Raw genomic sequence first — 16,532 nt, 5'->3', positions numbered from 1 at the left:
CTATGACGATTGCGAGTGACTTGGTGATTTTCGGCGCGGGCGGGGATCTGACGCGGCGCAAGCTGTTTCCGGCGCTCTACCAGCTTCATGCGGCTGGCCTGTTGCCTTCTGATCTCCGAATCATTGGCCTTGCGCGGCGTGAATTGAGTCGCGAGGAGTTTATTGCGCAGCAATATGAACGCCTGAAAACGGTGATTGATGGCGATGCCCATTGGCAGAGCTTTGCCGACAGGCTGTACTACCACTGCATGGATTTTTCCGAAACAGAGCAATACGCCAGATTCACTCGCGGCTGGCAGCCAGAACGCATGGCGATTTTTTATCTGGCAACGCCACCGTCGCTATTTGGCCCAATCTGTGAGCGACTCGGCGAGCAGCAGCTGTTGGGCAAGCGCAGCCGCGTGGTGCTGGAAAAACCCATTGGTCACGATCTGGAGAGTTCATGCGCGGTCAACGAGACCGTTGGGCGTCTGGTCAGCGAAGAGAACATCTATCGCATTGACCATTATCTGGGGAAAGAAACCGTTCAGAACCTGCTGGTACTGCGCTTTGCCAACCGATTTATCAATACCCAGTGGGACCAGAGCTGTGTCGATCACGTGCAGATTACCGTGGCCGAAACGGTCGGTATTGAAGGGCGCTGGTCCTACTACAACGACGTGGGGCAGTTGCGCGATATGGTTCAGAACCACCTGATGCAACTGCTGTGTCTGGTGGCGATGGAGCCCCCCAACTCGATGACCGCTGAGGGTATTCGCGACGAGAAGGTCAAAATTCTTCGCGCCTTGCGTCGCATTGATGCCGCCAGTGTGGCATCACACGCCGTTCGCGGACAGTACACCCAGGGCTGGAGCCAGGGTGAGGCGGTGCCGGGGTATCTCGACGAGGACGACTGCAATGTGGAAAGCAGCGATACCGAAACCTTTGTCGCTATCAAGGCCCATATCGACAACTGGCGATGGGCTGGCGTACCGTTCTATCTGCGCACCGGGAAGCGGATGCCACAGAAATTAACCGAAATTGTGATCGCCTACAAAAGCTTGCCTCACAATATTTTTTCGACTGGCGATACGATTCCCAATCGTCTGGTGATTCGTCTGCAACCCAATGAAGGGATTGAGATGCAGATGGTGTCTAAGCAGCAGAGCTTGAAGAATAAGCTGGCGCTGGAAACTAAAACCTTGAATCTGGATTTCCTCAACTCGCCGGAGATTCAGCGCGTTCCCGACGCCTACGAACGCCTGTTTCTGGACGTGATCAACGGTGACCCCTCATTGTTCGTCGGGCGAGACGAGGTGGAAGAGTCCTGGAAATGGTGCGATGCATTAATCGCCGCCTGGGGTGATCAGGCGGTGCCGGTTACCGGCTATCACGCGGGAACCTGGGGGCCAGCCAAGGCCGAATTGTTGATCGAAAGGGATGGACGCAGTTGGCATGAATGAGCATATGTTGGAGCGGCGCCTGGATTCGCGCGGGGCGCAATTATTCAGCTTCAGTAGTCGTGGCTCGCTGGATCAGACACTGTGCGATGATATCTGTACGGTCCTCAGCGCCGCAGTTGCGGCGCGGGGCGAGGCGAGCCTCGTACTGCCGGGTGGCAGCACACCGCGAGGACTGCTGTCGCTGTTGGCGATCAGTGAACTCGACTGGTCGAGGATTACGGTCCTCCTCAGCGACGAGCGCTGGTTACCTGCCGACCACGTCGACAGCAACGAGCGTCAGTTGCGCGAACTGCTGCTGACTGCCGGTGCAGCAGAAGCGCGCTTTTTGCCTCTGCGATCCGACGTGTCGTCGGTTGAAGCCGGTGCGGAAGTTGCCGATGCCGAACTGTCGGCCATTCCCCGCTTTGACTGTGTCGTGCTGGGTATGGGGACGGACGGCCATACGGCCTCGCTGTTCCCAGACAGTGCGCAACTCAGCGACGGCTTGGCGTTGAATGGGCGTCACAGTTGTATCGCCGTGCAAACGCCCTCCAGTCCCTACGAGCGCCTGACCCTGACCCTGCCAAGGCTGTTGAACTGTGAGCAGCTTATTTTGCATATTTGCGGAGAAGACAAGCGCTCGGTGTTGTCTGACGCGTTGTTTGCCGTCAAACCCCCGCCAGTTGCCCGGCTGTTCGGGGCGGGGGATTGCCGCAAAACGGTATATTGGGCACCGTGACCGCCGGGTGACAGCAGAAACGGGTCATATGTGGCCCTGATTGCGTAATGTTTGTTAAAATCGAGGGCTTTTCGTCCTCACCGTGGGGAAATGGTTTTGGCAGAACAGGCAATTGCAAAAGAGTTGGTGCGCGATCACCTCGCCCGGCTCAATCAGCCCAACGAACTCCCTGAGGGGGAGCGTGCGGCATTGCGCGAACGGATAAAAACCTTGCTAAAGGCCCGCGATGCGGTGCTGGTAGCGCATTACTATACCGACCCGGAAATCCAGTCACTCGCCGAAGAGACGGGCGGTTGTGTCTCGGACTCCCTGGAGATGGCGCGATTCGGGCGTGATCATCCTGCCTCAATGCTGATTGTGGCCGGCGTTAAGTTCATGGGGGAGACCGCCAAGATTCTGTCTCCGGAAAAAACCGTGCTGATGCCCACGCTGGAGGCCACCTGCTCTCTGGATATTGGCTGTCCCGCGGATGAATTTGCCGCCTTCTGTGACCAGCATCCCGAGCGTACCGTAGTCGTTTACGCCAACACCTCTGCTGCTGTTAAAGCGCGAGCGGACTGGGTAGTAACCTCGAGTATTGCGCTGGATGTTGTCGATCATCTGGATGCCGAAGGGGAGAAAATTCTGTGGGCGCCGGATAAGCATCTTGGCGATTATGTGCGTCGTGAAACCGGCGCCGACGTGCTGTTGTGGGACGGCTCCTGCATCGTGCATGAAGAGTTCAAGGCTCAGGGGATTATCGACCTGAAAACCGTGTACCCCGAGGCCGCGGTGCTGGTGCATCCGGAGTCACCGGCCAGTGTGGTCGAGTTGGCCGATGTCGTGGGGTCGACCACTCAGATCATCAATGCGGCTCGCGACCTGCCCAACAAACAGATGATTGTGGCGACGGACCAAGGCATTTTTTATAAGCTGCAACAACTGGTGCCCGACAAAGAGTTCATTATTGCGCCCACGGCGGGTAGTGGTGCCACCTGTCGAAGCTGTGCGAATTGCCCGTGGATGGCGATGAACGCCCTGGAAAACCTGCTGGATGTGCTGGAAAATGGCGGCAATGAAATTCACGTTGACCCAGCGCTGGGCGAGCAGGCAATGAAACCTCTGACTCGCATGCTGGACTTTGCGGCAGCGAAACGCTGAGGCGTTCTTTCCGTGGGGGCGTGTCAGCCCCCCTGTAGTTCTTTCATTTCATCTTTCATCGCGTCGATGTCGCGCAGGCGCTGGCGAATTTTGCTTTCCAATACGCGGTTGTCACTGCCGATCAACTGGTGGGCATAGCGCAGTTGTTTTGACGCGCGTTCAAACTGGGCAACCAATATAAAATACTCTGCACGAGCCATATGTACGCCGAGAATATTTCCGGCCAGGCCACGGACTTCAGCCAATTCATACCAAAGATGAGGGTCTTCGCTGCGTTGCTCGCTGTGGACCGTGAGTAACTGATCGGCCTGTCTGAACAGTTTATTTTCCTGAAGAATTGCGGCCAGCGTCATCGTCAGTGAGTGGTTGCGCGGGCTCAGTGAGAGGGCTTGCTTGAGAGTGGCGATGGCCGCTTCGCCCTTTTCCTGCCCCTGCTGTATCTCGGCGCGGGCGATAATGTAAGCGATGCGCTGCGGATTGTCGGCGAGCAGGGTTGCCAGTTGGGCATCGGCTTCGTCCCAGCGTTCGAGTTCAATCAGTGCGAGCACGCGGCCATAGTGTTTGGCTTCGCCGTTGACGTCGGTTTCTCGCTGCCACTCTGCGAGCAGATTCTCTGGTTTCTTGCTGTGCAGCAGTTCGACGCGCTTCTTCATCAGTTGGAAGTTCAAGTTGTCGGTGTAGACCTTGCGAGGATAATTGCGCGCACGGTTTTTACTGTCGCTGATCCGGTTCTCTGTCAGCGGGTGGGTGAGCAGAAACTCCGGCGGTTTGGAACGCGCATAGCGGAGATTGGCATTCATATTTTCGAACATGGACGGAATCCCGTTGGGGTCCATGCCCGAACGAGACAGGGTTTCCATGCCGACGCGGTCTGCCTCTTGTTCGTGCTCGCGACTGAAGCGCAGTTGGCTGTCGAGTGCGGCCGCCTGGCTGGCCGTAATCGTGGCAATACCTGCATCCGCGCCGACCGTGGCGGCGAGGATAATGCCCGCCAGCATACCTGCCAGACTGGGGATATTGGCTTCGCGAGCTTTATCAATGGAGCGGGAAAAATGCCGCTGGCTGAGGTGAGCAAGTTCGTGGGCGAGTACCCCGGCGAACTGTGCCTCGTTGTCGCTGAACAGGAACAGGCCGCTGTGGACGCCAATAACGCCGCCAGGTACCGCGAAGGCATTGATCGTGCTGTTGTCGACAATGACGGTGTCGAGCTGGCGTTGTTTCAGTTCACTGTTGGCTGCCAGGTTGTAGAGCAGCGATTCCAGATAACTTTGCAGTTGCGGGTCATCGACGGTTGTCACCTGAGTGCGAAACATTTTCAGCCAAAGCCGCCCAAGATCGTACTCCTGTTGCAGCGAATAGGGCGAGGCGTTGACTTCTCCCAGCTCGGGCAACTGTTGGCTGATCGGGCGGCTCTCTGCAGCGGTGGCGATGTTGCAGAGCAGTACGGCGCTGACAAACAAAAGCAGTAAGGGTCGTAACACCATTGGGTCCTTGTTTAAAAATGCTGTCCCATTTGGGTGGCCGATGGCAATGCCTTGCCGACAGCTCGCCTCTGATCATACAAGAGGGTATCGGATCAGACCTAATAAAGCGCAAAAAGTGCAGTGCTACTAGGTTCTGCTTCGGCGTTCCCGCAGGCTATACTGCGGCTCTTCCGCCAACGAGGTATGCTATGAGCGAAATTGCCGAGAGACTGGATGCGAGACAGCTGGATTGTCCATTACCGTTGCTCAAGGCCAAGCAGGCGTTGAACCGAATGGGCAGTGGCGAGGTCTTGGAAGTGCTGGCCACTGATGCTGGGTCGCAGCGTGATTTTGCGGTTTTTGCCAGACAGAGCGGCAATACCCTGCTGGAGCAAAGTGAGCGGGACGGCGAGTTTCGATACGTTCTTCAGAAAAAGTAATGCAGTAATTAATGGGGCTTAGAGGCTGACCTATGCTGGGAATGGTGCGCAATTGGTTCGACAGGATCTTCGCGGAAGAAGAGACCGTTGTGCTGCTGATTATCATCTCAGTGATTCTGCTGCTGATTCTCAGCCTCGGGCATGTACTGATTCCGATTATTGCCAGCACGGTACTGGCATTTCTGATGCAGGGGGTGATCGCCCGATTGGCGGCTGTCGGCGCCCGGCCTTGGCTGGCAATGACGATTGCCTACGGCCTGTTTATTACGCTGTTCTTCGGCGTGATTATTCTGTTGTTGCCGTTGGTTTGGCAGCAGTTGGTGACCTTGGTACAGGAGTTGCCGACGATGCTTCGTAAGCTGCAGCAGGTGCTGATGTTGCTGCCGGAGCGCTCAGAGTTGTTTAACGAGGCGCAGATACGCGAATGGATGGCGTTGGCGACCGCCGAATTTGGCTCCATGGGTCAATACGTGGTGTCATTCTCGCTGGCGCAGTTGCCCAACCTAGTCGGTGTGCTGATTAATATTGTCCTGATCCCGATTCTGGTGTTCTTCTTCCTCAAAGATAAACAGATGATTCTCGGCTGGTTTGCCAGCTTCCTCCCCAATCGACGTCCGCTGCTGACCGCCGTCTGGTTGGAAATGAATGATCAGGTGGCCAACTATGTGCGCGGCAAGGCCATCGAAATTGTGATTGTAGGGGTGACCTCCTACATTGCCTTTTCGCTGATGTCGCTGAACTATGCTGCGCTGCTGGCGCTGACGGTGGGGCTGTCGGTGGTGATCCCCTATATCGGTGCTGCTGTAGTGACCATTCCCGTGCTGCTGGTGGGGTATCTGCAATGGGGCTGGGGGGGTGAATTCTTTACGCTCTGTATTGTCTATGGGGTGATTCAGGCGCTGGACGGCAACGTGCTGGTGCCACTCCTGTTTTCCGAGGCGGTCAATATGCACCCGGTCGCGATTATTGCTGCGGTGTTGGTCTTTGGCGGCATTTGGGGAATGTGGGGCGTGTTTTTTGCAATTCCTCTGGCAACGCTGGTGAAGGCCATACTCTATGCCTGGCCCCGGGTTGATGAAGTCGAGGCCACCGTGCCCGCCGAGGTTGAATAAACGGTTTTATAAGGAATGCCTGTGCGTTTTTCTCCGCGTTTTTTCCTGACGTTTGGACTGTGTTTTTTTCTGGCCGCCTGTGCGGCGCTTCGCAACGAGACTACCGGTATTGAATTGCCCGACACCGAGCAGCGCGCCTATCGCTACTTGGTGCTCGACAATGGCCTGAAAGTGCTGTTGGTGTCCGACCCCGGCGCCGACAAGGCGGGGGCGTCACTGGATGTGAACGTTGGCAGTCGCCACGATCCGGAGGACTATCAGGGGCTGGCACATTTTCTTGAGCACATGCTGTTCCTCGGCACGGAAGGCTATCCGGAGGCGGGTGAATATCAGGCCTTTATCAGCGCCAACGGCGGCGCGCACAATGCATTTACCAGTGTCGAAAATACCAATTATTTTTTTGATATCCGCGCCGATGCTCTTGAGGGGGCGCTGGACCGTTTTGCGCAGTTTTTTGTTTCTCCGTTGTTTAACGCGGCCTATGTTCAGCGCGAGGTGAATGCGGTCAACTCGGAATACCGGGCTCGTCTGCGCAACGATCAACGCCGAGAACTGGCGGTATTCAAAGCGCAACTCAATCCCGGACACCCTTTCAGCAAGTTCTCAGTCGGCAATCTGGATACCCTGCACGCCAATCGTGAAGAGGCCTTGCGCGAGCAGCTACTCGCCTTCTATGAGCGCTATTATTCTGCCGACATTATGGCGCTGACGGTGGTCGGTAATGCCTCGCTGGATGAGCTGGAAGCCATGGTGCGTCCGCGATTCTCGCCAGTAGCCAGCCACGCGGTGCCCGATGATCGTGTGACCCAGCCCTTATTTGCCCCCGGCGCGCTGCCGCGCTGGGTCAATATCGAGCCCGTCCAGAATCAGCGCAGCCTGTCTCTTCAGTTTCCGGTGCCTGATGCGCAGCCGCATTGGCGCGGCAAGCCCTTGTCTTACATTGGCAATCTCCTCGGTCACGAGGGCGAGGGCAGCCTGCTGTCGGCTCTCAAGGAGCAGGGCTGGGCTGAAGGCTTGAGTGCCGGGCAGAGCCTGTCGCTGAAAGGACAGGCGATGTTTGGTGTAAACATACGTTTGACCGAGGATGGTCTGGCGAATCGTGATGCCGTGGTGGCGCTGGTATTTCGCTACATCGAGTTGATTCGAAAGGAAGGGATTGAGCCCTGGCGTTATGCCGAGCAGGCGCAACTGGCTGCCCAGCAGTTTCGTTTTCGCAACCGCCCGAGCCTGACGCAGGAGTTGATTCAGCTTTCATCCTCACTGCAAAAATATCCCGCTGCAGAAGTCGTCCGCGGCGATTATCTGATGAACGATTACCAGCCGGACACTCTCGGCGATTACCTGGATGCCATGCGCCCGGAACAGGCCATTATTACCTTGACCGCGCCAGGAGTGGAAACGGCTCAACGGGAACCCCTCTACGATGTGCCGTGGGGCCTGCGTACCGTAGACAAGACCGTACTGGCTGCGTGGCAGCAGGCGCCCGAGGCAGATCTTTCACTGCCTGCGGCCAACCCGTTTATCGCCGACAATTTTTCGCTGAAAGTTGCGCCGGGGGAGGCCACTATTCCGCAGGCGCTGCCCGCAGACAGCGTCAGTGAACTATGGCTCAACACCAACCGCCAATTCGTGCTGCCAAAAGGTCGCAGCATGGTGCTGATGGAGTCCGCGCTGGCTGGCGAGGATGCCGCGAGTCTGGCTAAAACCAAAATGTGGCTCAGCATGGTACGTGACCAGCTCAATGAGGTGGCGTATCCGGCGCAGTTGGCTGGGCTCGACTATGGCTTGAGCGCCAATTGGCGCGGTATCGAAATCAGTCTGGGTGGTTTTTCGCAAAAGCAGGCTGAATTGCTTGCCGCCGTGTTGACGGTATTGAAGGCGCCGGAATGGGACGAGGCGCGTTTCGATCGGCTGAAGCGCAAGCGCATGCGAGGCTTTGAAAACAGCCGTCGGCAGTCACCGTATCAGCAGCTGTTAGCCGACTTGCCGAGAATGCTGCAAAGCGAGCGCCCGCTGTTGGACGATATGGCAGCGGCAACTGCGTCGCTCAGTATGGCTGAGGTGGCACTGCATGCCGAGAAGGTGCTGAAAGACTTTCGTTATCGGCTGATGCTTGAAGGTAATTTCGATCGCGATGAGGCACTGGCGATGGCGGCGCTCACCGCTGAGGTGCTGCCGGAAGCCGGGCAGTCTCAGCCTCCGGAACAGGGAGTAGCGAAGCTTTCGTCGGGGCAGCGACTGATTCCGGTAGCTGCAGAGCACAGTGATTCGGCCTTGCTTGCCTATGTGCAGGCGCCTCGTGATGGAAAAGACTATCGTGTGGCGCTCGGCCTGGCCGGGCAAATGATGAGTGCGGATTTCTACTATCAGTTGCGTACCCAGAAGCAGCTGGGCTATGTGGTGAATGCGGGTGTTTACCCCATGCGCGCGGTGGGCGGCCTGTTCTTTATGGTGCAGTCACCAGTCGCCGATGCGGCCGCACTGCAGGCCGAGGTGAACAGTTATCTTGAGCGCTGGCTGGCTGGCGGCGTCACTGAGGCCGACTTTGAATCGCACCGCGATACCTTGATTGCCAAACTGCAGCAGCAGCCCGAGAACCTGTGGGAGGCGGCTGGTCGGCACTGGCAGGACCTGCTGGAGGGTTATACGGCCTTTAACAGCCGAGAACAGCTGCTGGCCGCTTTGCGGGATTTGAGCTTTGATCAATGGTGGCAGATGATTCAGGCAACACTCGAGCCCGAGCAGCGCAGGGCGCTGACGGTGTATTCACTGGGGCAGTGGCCCGATGTCAGCCTGGTCGGCGAACCAGTGAAGGATGCGGCCGCCTACAAAGCGGAATCTCAGTACTATTTATTCCGTTGATGCGGAGTTGAAAGGGTATAAGTGATTGTTTTTTATAAAACTGTAAAGTTTTATTCATAATAAAAATGTCTGGATTTTCTTGATTTATAATTGAGGGGCTGCGAGAATCGTGTCGCTCCCGAGGGCCATACCGCCGCCGGGAATCCAATTTAAATCGGTTATCTGCCCAGCTCACAAGGCCGGGCAGCGCCATACAGGCCAGGTGATCACCGTCACCAACAGGCACATAACCGCCGACCGTTGACCCTGTCGGTGCGCCCGTTGACGCGGAACACAATCAAGCAGTCGCTTGCTGGTCGAGGCAGCCCACGTTATTCGAAAGGACTGTGATATGAAGCAAGACCCCGATCTGCGCGAAGATCTTGATCCCCAGGAAACCCAAGAGTGGATGGAAGCGATGGATGGCGTGTTGACCCATGCCGGTCGCGCCCGTGCCACCTTCATCATGAAGCGTCTGGCCAAGCATGCCGCGCGCAATGGCGCACAACTGCCCGCAGCCATTACCACCTCATTCCGCAACACCATTGAGCCCCGCGATGAAAAGCGTATGCCGGGCGACCTGTTCATGGAGCGCAAAATCCGCTCACTGATTCGTTGGAACGCGCTGGCGATGGTGATGCGTGCCAACGACAATAATGATGCCCTGGGTGGCCATATTTCCAGTTTCTCGTCGTCGGCTACTCTCTACGATGTGGGCTTTAATTACTTTTTCCGCGGTGGCGACAAAGCGGACCTGATTTACTACCAGGGTCACAGCTCGCCGGGCATGTACGCCCGTTCATATCTGGAAGGGCGTCTCAGTGAAGATCAGTTGGACCGCTTCCGCCGCGAAGTGGATGGCGACGGCCTGTCGTCGTATCCCCACCCCTGGCTGATGCCCGACTACTGGCAGTTCCCGACCGTCAGCATGGGACTGGGCCCTATTCAGGCCATTTATCAAGCTCATGTCATGAAATACCAGCAGAGCCGCGGGCTGGTTGAGCACGGCGACCGCAAGGTCTGGTGCTTCATGGGTGACGGCGAGTGCGATGAGCCGGAATCTCTCGGCGCCATCGCGCTGGCAGGTCGTGAGCAGCTCGATAACCTCTGCTTTGTCATCAACTGCAACCTGCAACGTCTGGATGGGCCGGTTCGCGGTAACGGCAAAATCATTCAAGAGCTGGAAGGCGTGTTCCGCGGTGCAGGTTGGAACGTCGTGAAAGTCATCTGGGGTCGTCTGTGGGACCAGCTGCTGGAGAAGGACGACACCGGTCTGCTGCGTCGCCGGATGAATGAAGTGGTCGATGGCGAATTGCAGAACTACAAGGCCAATGGTGGCGCCTACACTCGCGAGCACTTCTTCGGCAAGTACCCGGAATTGCTGGAGCTGGTCAAAGACCTGTCCGACGACGACATCATGTACCTGAATCGCGGTGGTCACGACCCGTATAAAGTCTATGCGGCTTACGCCAATGCCATGGAGACCAAGGGCAAGCCGACGGTTGTACTGGCGATGACCGTGAAAGGCTATGGTCTGGGCAGCGGCGGTGAAGCGCAGAACGAAGCGCACTCGGTGAAAAAGCTCGATCTGGAAGAACTGAAGAAATTCCGAGATCGCTTCTCCGTGCCGATTAGCGACGATGAACTCAAGAATGTGCCGTACTACCGCCCGCCGGAAGACAGTCCGGAGATGGTGTACATGCGCAAACGGCGCGAGTCACTGGGGGGCTACCTGCCTGCGCGCCAGGCGGACTTCGAACCGCTGGATGTCCCGGCGCTGGAGAAGTTTGATGCCCAGCTCAAGTCCAGTGGCAAGCGGGAAATCTCCTCGACGATGGCCTTTGTTCGCTTGCTTTCGACGCTGGTGAAAGACAAGAACATGGGTGGGCGCGTGGTGCCGATCGTGCCCGATGAAGCGCGTACGTTCGGCATGGAAGGCATGTTCCGGCAGCTGGGGATCTACTCCTCACAGGGACAGCGCTACACCCCCCATGATGCCGACCAGATCATGTACTACAAGGAATCCAAAGACGGTCAGATTCTGGAAGAGGGGATTACTGAGTCCGGTGCGTTCTCGGCTTGGCTGGCGGCGGCGACGTCCTATGCCAACCATCGTTATCCGATGGTGCCGTTCTATATCTTCTACTCCATGTTTGGTTTCCAGCGGGTAATGGATTTGACCTGGGCGGCCGGCGACTCACAGGCACGGGGCTTTCTGATCGGCGCGACTTCCGGGCGTACCACGCTCAACGGCGAAGGCTTGCAGCACCAGGACGGCCACAGCCACCTGATGGCGAATATGATTCCCAACTGCCATTCCTATGACCCGACCTATTCCTATGAATTGGCGGTAATCATTCAGGACGGCATGCGGCGCATGTATCACGAGAAGGAAAATGTTTTCTATTACATCACCACGATGAACGAAAACTATCTGCACCCGGATATGCCCGAAGGCGCAGAGGAAGGCATTATCAAGGGACTGTATAAGCTCCGTTCCAGCAGTGTGAAAAAGCCCAAGCTCAAAGTGCAGTTAATGGGCAGTGGCACGATTCTGCGCGAAGCAGAAGCGGCGGCCGAGCTGTTGAAAGCTGACTTCAAAGTCGAGGCGGATATCTGGAGCGCCACCAGCATCAATCAGCTTTGTCGTGAAGGGAATGACTGTGAGCGCTGGAATATGCTTCATCCGGAAGCTGAGCCGAAGGTGCCCTATGTCAGCGAGCTGCTGAACGCACAGGATGCGCCGGTGATCTGCGCGACGGACTATATCAAAGCTTACGGTGAGCAGCTCAGACCCTATATTCGCAATCGTTATGTGGTATTGGGTACTGATGGGTATGGACGCTCAGACACCCGCGCCAAGCTGCGTGCGCATTTCGAGGTGGATCGTCACTACATTGTGGTGGCCGCCCTGAAAGCCCTGGCTGACGAAGGTAAAGTCGCCGCGAGTGACGTGAGCAAGGCCATTGCCAAATACGGCATTGATGCCGATAAAATTAACCCGATTTACCGCTAAGAGAAGGAGTTTTTTGTGGCAACAGAAACGATCAAAATTCCTGACCTCGGCGGCGGTGATGGTGTTGAAGTCATTGAAGTGTGCGTCGCCGTCGGCGATCAGGTCGAGGTAGAAGACTCACTGCTGGTACTGGAGTCAGACAAGGCATCGATGGAAGTCCCTGCGCCCAAGGCGGGCAAAGTGGTGTCAATCAGCCTGAAAGTGGGTGACAGCGTTGGCGAAGGCGATGTCATTCTGGAGCTGGACGTTGAAGGCGATGCGCCCGCTGACGAACCGGTAGCTGCCGAGCCAGAGGCCGCCGATGAGGAGCCTGCGCCGCCCGCTGCTGACGAAGCTGAGGCGGCGCCAACCGCCAGCGCGGGACCGGAAACGGTCAAGGTGCCGGATATTGGCGGTGGCGATGGTGTTGAGGTTATCGAGCTGTGTGTGGCGGCGGGTGACGAGGTAGAAGAGGGCGACTCGCTGATCGTGCTCGAATCCGATAAAGCGTCGATGGAAGTTCCTGCGCCCTTCAGTGGCAAGGTATTGAGCATGCTGATCAAGGTCGGCGATGCCGCGGCTGAGGGCACTGCCATTGCTGAAATGCAGCGCAGCGGTTCGTCGGCGCCGGATACCGCGGTCGAGTCCACGGCAGCTGCTGAAAGTGAGCGGGTCAAAACACCGGAGCCGCCAGAGCCAAAAGCGGCCACGCCAGCTCCCGCTCCAGCAGCGTCGGAGTCTTCCGCGAATGAGGGCAATGGCAAGACGGTTTACGCTGGACCGGCGGTGCGCAAGTTGGCTCGTGAGTTTGGTATCAGCCTCGATCAGGTAACCGGCAGCGGTCCGCGTGGACGGGTGGTTAAAGAAGACCTGCACGCCTATGTGAAAACGCTGACCTCGGCTAAGCCGGCGGCTGCGGCGGGAGGCGCTGGCATTCCGGCGATTCCCGAGGTGGATTTCAGTCAGTTTGGCGAGATCGAGGTAGAGTCGCTGACCAAGCTGCATAAGCTCACGGCGGCCAATATGCACCGTAGCTGGCTGAACCTGCCCCATGTCACGCAGTTTGATGACGCCGACATCACCGAGCTGGAGGCCTTTCGCAACAGCATGAAAGCCGAAGCTCAGGCGAAGGGCGTGAAGCTTACGCCCTTACCTTTCCTGCTGAAAGCGGCGGCGGTAGCGCTGCGCATGAACCCCAAGTTCAATGCCTCGCTGAGCGCTGACGGCGAAAATATGGTGTACAAAAAGTACGTTCATATTGGCGTAGCGGTGGATACGCCGGTCGGTCTGATGGTGCCCGTTATCCGCGATGTCGACAAAAAGTCGTTGTGGGAGCTGGCTGCGGAAGCGTCGGAGCTGGCGCAGAAGGCTAAGGAGCGCAAGCTCAAACCTGCCGATATGCAGGGGGGCTGCTTCACCATTTCCAGTTTGGGCAATATCGGGGGCACCGGATTTACTCCGATTATCAATGCGCCGGAAGTCGCGATTCTCGGTGTGTCCAAACTTGATATCAAGCCGGTGTGGGATGGTACGGCCTTCCAGCCACGCAAGATGCTGCCGCTGTCACTGTCTTACGATCACCGGGCGATTAATGGTGCCGATGCCGGTAAGTTCTTTACCGAACTGGGGCAGTTGCTGGCCGATATTCGTCGCATTTTGCTGTAGGGAACAGGAATGCGATTGACGTTACGACAATAAGCCACCTCAGGGTGGCTTTTTTGTGGGTGCGTGTTTTTATGGGGTTTTATAAGGGGTTACGGTGGTTTTGGCCCGCGCCTTGCTTTCTGGAAAATAAGCGCGGAAGACAGTTATCTTCAGTGAAGAGACAGCGGAGCCCCGAACAAACCGGGGCGGCCGGATGACAAGAACAGGTGTGAGCGGCTTATGACGCAAAGCAGCAGGGACAGCGCGACCGGCATCGATTGGTCGCAGTATGATGGCGGTCGGTTCTACGACGAGATGATTACTCCAAAAGGTCGGCCGCGGCGAGCTGCTCAGCCTATCGTCAAGCATTTTTCAGAGCTTGATAGAGCCGAGCTGGAGGCGCGACGCACCGCTGCGGAGCGTACCGTGCGCGATATGGGGGTGAGTTTTACGGTCTACTCCGACGGGGAGAATATCGATAGAACCTGGCCTTTCGACTTGATTCCCAGGGTTATTGATGCCACTGAGTGGCAGCGCACCGCAGAGGGGCTTACCCAGCGGCTTCGCGCACTGAATTTGTTCATTGATGATGTCTACAACGGGCAGCGCATCTTCAAAGAGGGGGTGCTGCCCAGACACCTGCTGGACGACTCCAAAAATTATCGGCCCGAGTGCGAAGGCTTCTCGCCTCCCCAGGGGGTTTGGGCGCATATCTGTGGCTGCGACCTGGTGCGCGATGACAGCGGGAAATTTTTCGTGTTGGAGGACAACCTGAGAGTGCCGTCGGGTGTTGCCTACATGCTGGAAAATCGCGAAGTCAGCAAGCGGGTGTTGCCGGAATTCTTCGAGAACAACACGATTCTCCCCGTGGACAACTACCCGTCCATGCTGCTGGAGACCCTGTCGTCGGTGTCTCCGCGCTCATCCAAGCCGGTCATTGTTATCCTCACACCGGGCATCTTCAACTCGGCGTACTTCGAGCACGCGTTTCTGGCGCAGCAGATGGGGGTGGAGCTGGTTGAGGGCGGTGATCTGGTGGTGGATGACGACGATTACTGCTACATGAAAACCATTGACGGCCTCGAACGGGTGGATGTGATTTATCGCCGTATCGACGATATGTTCCTTGACCCGGAAGTCTTCAACAAGGAATCCGTACTCGGGGTGCCCGGTCTGATGCGCGCCTGGAAGGCGGGCAAGGTGGCCATTGTCAACGCGCCGGGTGCCGGGGTGGCAGATGACAAGGTGGTCTACGCCTACGTGCCAAAAATGATCGAATTCTATCTTGGCGAGAAAGCCATTTTGCCGAATGTGAAAACCTGGCTCTGCGACGACCCTAAACATCGGGAGTATGTGCTGGAGCATATCGAGGAGCTGGTGGTGAAACCCGCCAACGAGTCTGGCGGCTACGGTATGTTGGTCGGCCCTCACGCCAGCAAGAAGGATCACGAGCAGTTTCGCAAGCTGGTTCAGGAGAATCCGCGCAACTACATCGCCCAGCCGACACTCAGCCTGTCCACCACGCCGGTTATTACCGGCCCGGGGGAGGCAGAGCCCCGGCATCTGGACCTCAGGCCCTTTGTGTTGCAAGGCAAAAAACTGCAGGTGACCACCGGTGGTCTCACGCGTGTTGCGTTGCGCAAGGGCTCGCTGGTGGTGAATTCCTCTCAGGGTGGAGGAAGTAAGGATACCTGGATTGTGAGAAGGGAGGAGCGCTGATGCTGTCGCGCGTTGCTGAACGGGTCTACTGGTTTGCCCGTTACATGGAGCGGGTGGAAAGTATTGCTCGCCTGATACAGGTTTACACATCACTGCTTTCGGATTTACCTCGGGATACCGGAATCAGCTGGCACAACCTGGTTATTGCCAGTGGCAGTCACCGCGAATTTGAACGCCGTTTTTCCAATCGGGATGAGCGACGCGTGATTCGCTTCCTGCTGGAAGACATGAGCAATTCCGGTTCCCTGAATTACTCGCTGAAAATGGTGCGGGAGAATATCCGTACCAGCCGCGACACGCTCCCACCCGAAAGCTGGGAGCTGATCAACGAATTCCAGATTTACGTCAGTGAGAATATTCAGCAGGGCATTAATCGTCGGAATCGCCATGAATTCCTTGAGGAAATCATTCGTACCTGCCAGGGGATTAACGGCCTGATTGTGGATACCATGCGCCGCGACAGCGCCTGGCATTTCTATCGTCTGGGTCGCAATATTGAACGCGCCGACATGGGGCTGCGGACGATTGAGGCCGGCGCCAGTATGTCGGCAGAGTTCAGCGAACAAGAGCAGCTGCCATCGATAGAGGTGGTGTGGAGCAGCGTGCTCAGCTCACTGGATGCAATTACTCCTTTCCGGCGCACAATGCGGGTCGCGTTGAATGCCGGTGATGCTACCCGCTTCCTGATCGAAGATCGTCTGTTTCCGCGCTCGGTGGCCTGTTGCCTGGAGCAGATGCAGGCATCGCTGAGCAGCCTGCCCGGTGGCGACGATGTGGCCAGTGCCGTGGAAAAGTTGGCGGCAAAACTGGGTAAGAATATTGAAATGGATGATCCGCAGCGGCTGTTGCCAGCACTGGATGGGCTGGAGAAACAGGTATCGGGTATCCATCTGAAAATTCAGGACAACTGGTTTCAGCCTGGCTGAATATCGGTGAGCCACGCTTTACGCCCGGGGGCGGCTGGGGTAGTCTGCTCGCCGCCCGGTGATCCTCGCCGGTATTTACGAGCTTAAACAAT

Annotated in this window: 11 protein-coding genes; 10 read left to right on the top strand and 1 reads right to left on the bottom strand. The window is 57.0% G+C overall.

The window, feature by feature from the left end; all coding sequences use genetic code 11:
- The first annotated feature begins 2 nt into the window (after positions 1-2).
- From zwf to nadA, 3 genes are all read left to right on the top strand, one after another.
- Complete coding sequence (gene zwf, locus G411_RS0103180; protein ID WP_022957727.1) at positions 3-1,442, top strand: glucose-6-phosphate dehydrogenase; 1,440 nt, start codon at positions 3-5, stop codon at positions 1,440-1,442.
- Positions 1,435-2,160 (top strand): 6-phosphogluconolactonase, encoded by a 726-nt coding sequence (gene pgl / locus G411_RS19140; protein WP_022957726.1) that lies wholly within the window; start codon positions 1,435-1,437, stop codon positions 2,158-2,160. The genes zwf and pgl overlap by 8 nt, the downstream gene beginning before the upstream one ends.
- A gap of 96 nt (positions 2,161-2,256) precedes the next feature.
- A complete protein-coding gene (nadA, locus tag G411_RS0103170; RefSeq protein WP_022957725.1) occupies positions 2,257-3,300 on the top strand; it encodes a quinolinate synthase NadA in 1,044 nt (347 codons plus the stop codon).
- A gap of 23 nt (positions 3,301-3,323) precedes the next feature.
- Here nadA and G411_RS0103165 read toward each other — a convergent pair whose 3' ends face one another.
- Positions 3,324-4,781 (bottom strand): M48 family metalloprotease, encoded by a 1,458-nt coding sequence (locus tag G411_RS0103165; RefSeq protein ID WP_245542363.1) that lies wholly within the window; start codon positions 4,779-4,781, stop codon positions 3,324-3,326.
- Between the two features lie 191 nt (positions 4,782-4,972).
- On the opposite strand from G411_RS0103165, the gene G411_RS0103160 reads away from it, so the two are divergent.
- The 7 genes from G411_RS0103160 (at position 4,973) to G411_RS0103130 (ending at position 16,440) form a co-directional block, all read left to right on the top strand.
- Entirely contained in the window at positions 4,973-5,203 is a 231-nt protein-coding gene (locus G411_RS0103160; RefSeq protein WP_022957723.1) for a sulfurtransferase TusA family protein, read from the top strand.
- 32 nt (positions 5,204-5,235) lie between these two features.
- Positions 5,236-6,315, top strand: coding sequence for an AI-2E family transporter (locus G411_RS0103155; protein ID WP_022957722.1), 1,080 nt, complete (start codon positions 5,236-5,238; stop codon positions 6,313-6,315).
- A gap of 21 nt (positions 6,316-6,336) precedes the next feature.
- On the top strand, positions 6,337-9,177 hold the full coding sequence (locus G411_RS0103150) for an insulinase family protein (RefSeq protein WP_022957721.1): 2,841 nt from the start codon (positions 6,337-6,339) through the stop codon (positions 9,175-9,177).
- Between the two features lie 349 nt (positions 9,178-9,526).
- Positions 9,527-12,172, top strand: a complete 2,646-nt coding sequence (aceE, locus tag G411_RS0103145) for a pyruvate dehydrogenase (acetyl-transferring), homodimeric type (protein ID WP_028968104.1) — start codon at positions 9,527-9,529, stop codon at positions 12,170-12,172.
- Positions 12,173-12,187: 15 nt separating this feature from the next.
- On the top strand, positions 12,188-13,816 hold the full coding sequence (aceF, locus tag G411_RS0103140) for a dihydrolipoyllysine-residue acetyltransferase (RefSeq protein WP_022957719.1): 1,629 nt from the start codon (positions 12,188-12,190) through the stop codon (positions 13,814-13,816).
- A 219-nt stretch (positions 13,817-14,035) separates the two neighbouring features.
- A complete protein-coding gene (locus tag G411_RS0103135) occupies positions 14,036-15,514 on the top strand; it encodes a circularly permuted type 2 ATP-grasp protein (RefSeq protein WP_022957718.1) in 1,479 nt (492 codons plus the stop codon).
- Positions 15,514-16,440, top strand: coding sequence for an alpha-E domain-containing protein (locus tag G411_RS0103130; RefSeq protein ID WP_022957717.1), 927 nt, complete (start codon positions 15,514-15,516; stop codon positions 16,438-16,440). The genes G411_RS0103135 and G411_RS0103130 overlap by 1 nt, the downstream gene beginning before the upstream one ends.
- Positions 16,441-16,532: the final 92 nt, after the last annotated feature.

This window comes from Spongiibacter tropicus DSM 19543, from assembly GCF_000420325.1.
Lineage (GTDB): Bacteria > Pseudomonadota > Gammaproteobacteria > Pseudomonadales > Spongiibacteraceae > Spongiibacter > Spongiibacter tropicus.
The sequence above is the reverse complement of the archived record's forward strand: the minus strand, read 5'-3'. Positions and strand labels throughout refer to the sequence as shown.

Bases quoted from the DNA above. Each gene is read 5' to 3' on its own strand.
- G411_RS0103160 (WP_022957723.1), top strand. From the start codon at position 4,973: ATGAGCGAAATTGCCGAGAGACTGGATGCGAGACAGCTGGATTGTCCA.
- G411_RS0103130 (WP_022957717.1), top strand. From the start codon at position 15,514: ATGCTGTCGCGCGTTGCTGAACGGGTCTACTGGTTTGCCCGTTACATG.
- zwf (WP_022957727.1), top strand. From the start codon at position 3: ATGACGATTGCGAGTGACTTGGTGATTTTCGGCGCGGGCGGGGATCTG.
- G411_RS0103135 (WP_022957718.1), top strand. From the start codon at position 14,036: ATGACGCAAAGCAGCAGGGACAGCGCGACCGGCATCGATTGGTCGCAG.
- G411_RS0103155 (WP_022957722.1), top strand. From the start codon at position 5,236: ATGCTGGGAATGGTGCGCAATTGGTTCGACAGGATCTTCGCGGAAGAA.
- pgl (WP_022957726.1), top strand. From the start codon at position 1,435: ATGAATGAGCATATGTTGGAGCGGCGCCTGGATTCGCGCGGGGCGCAA.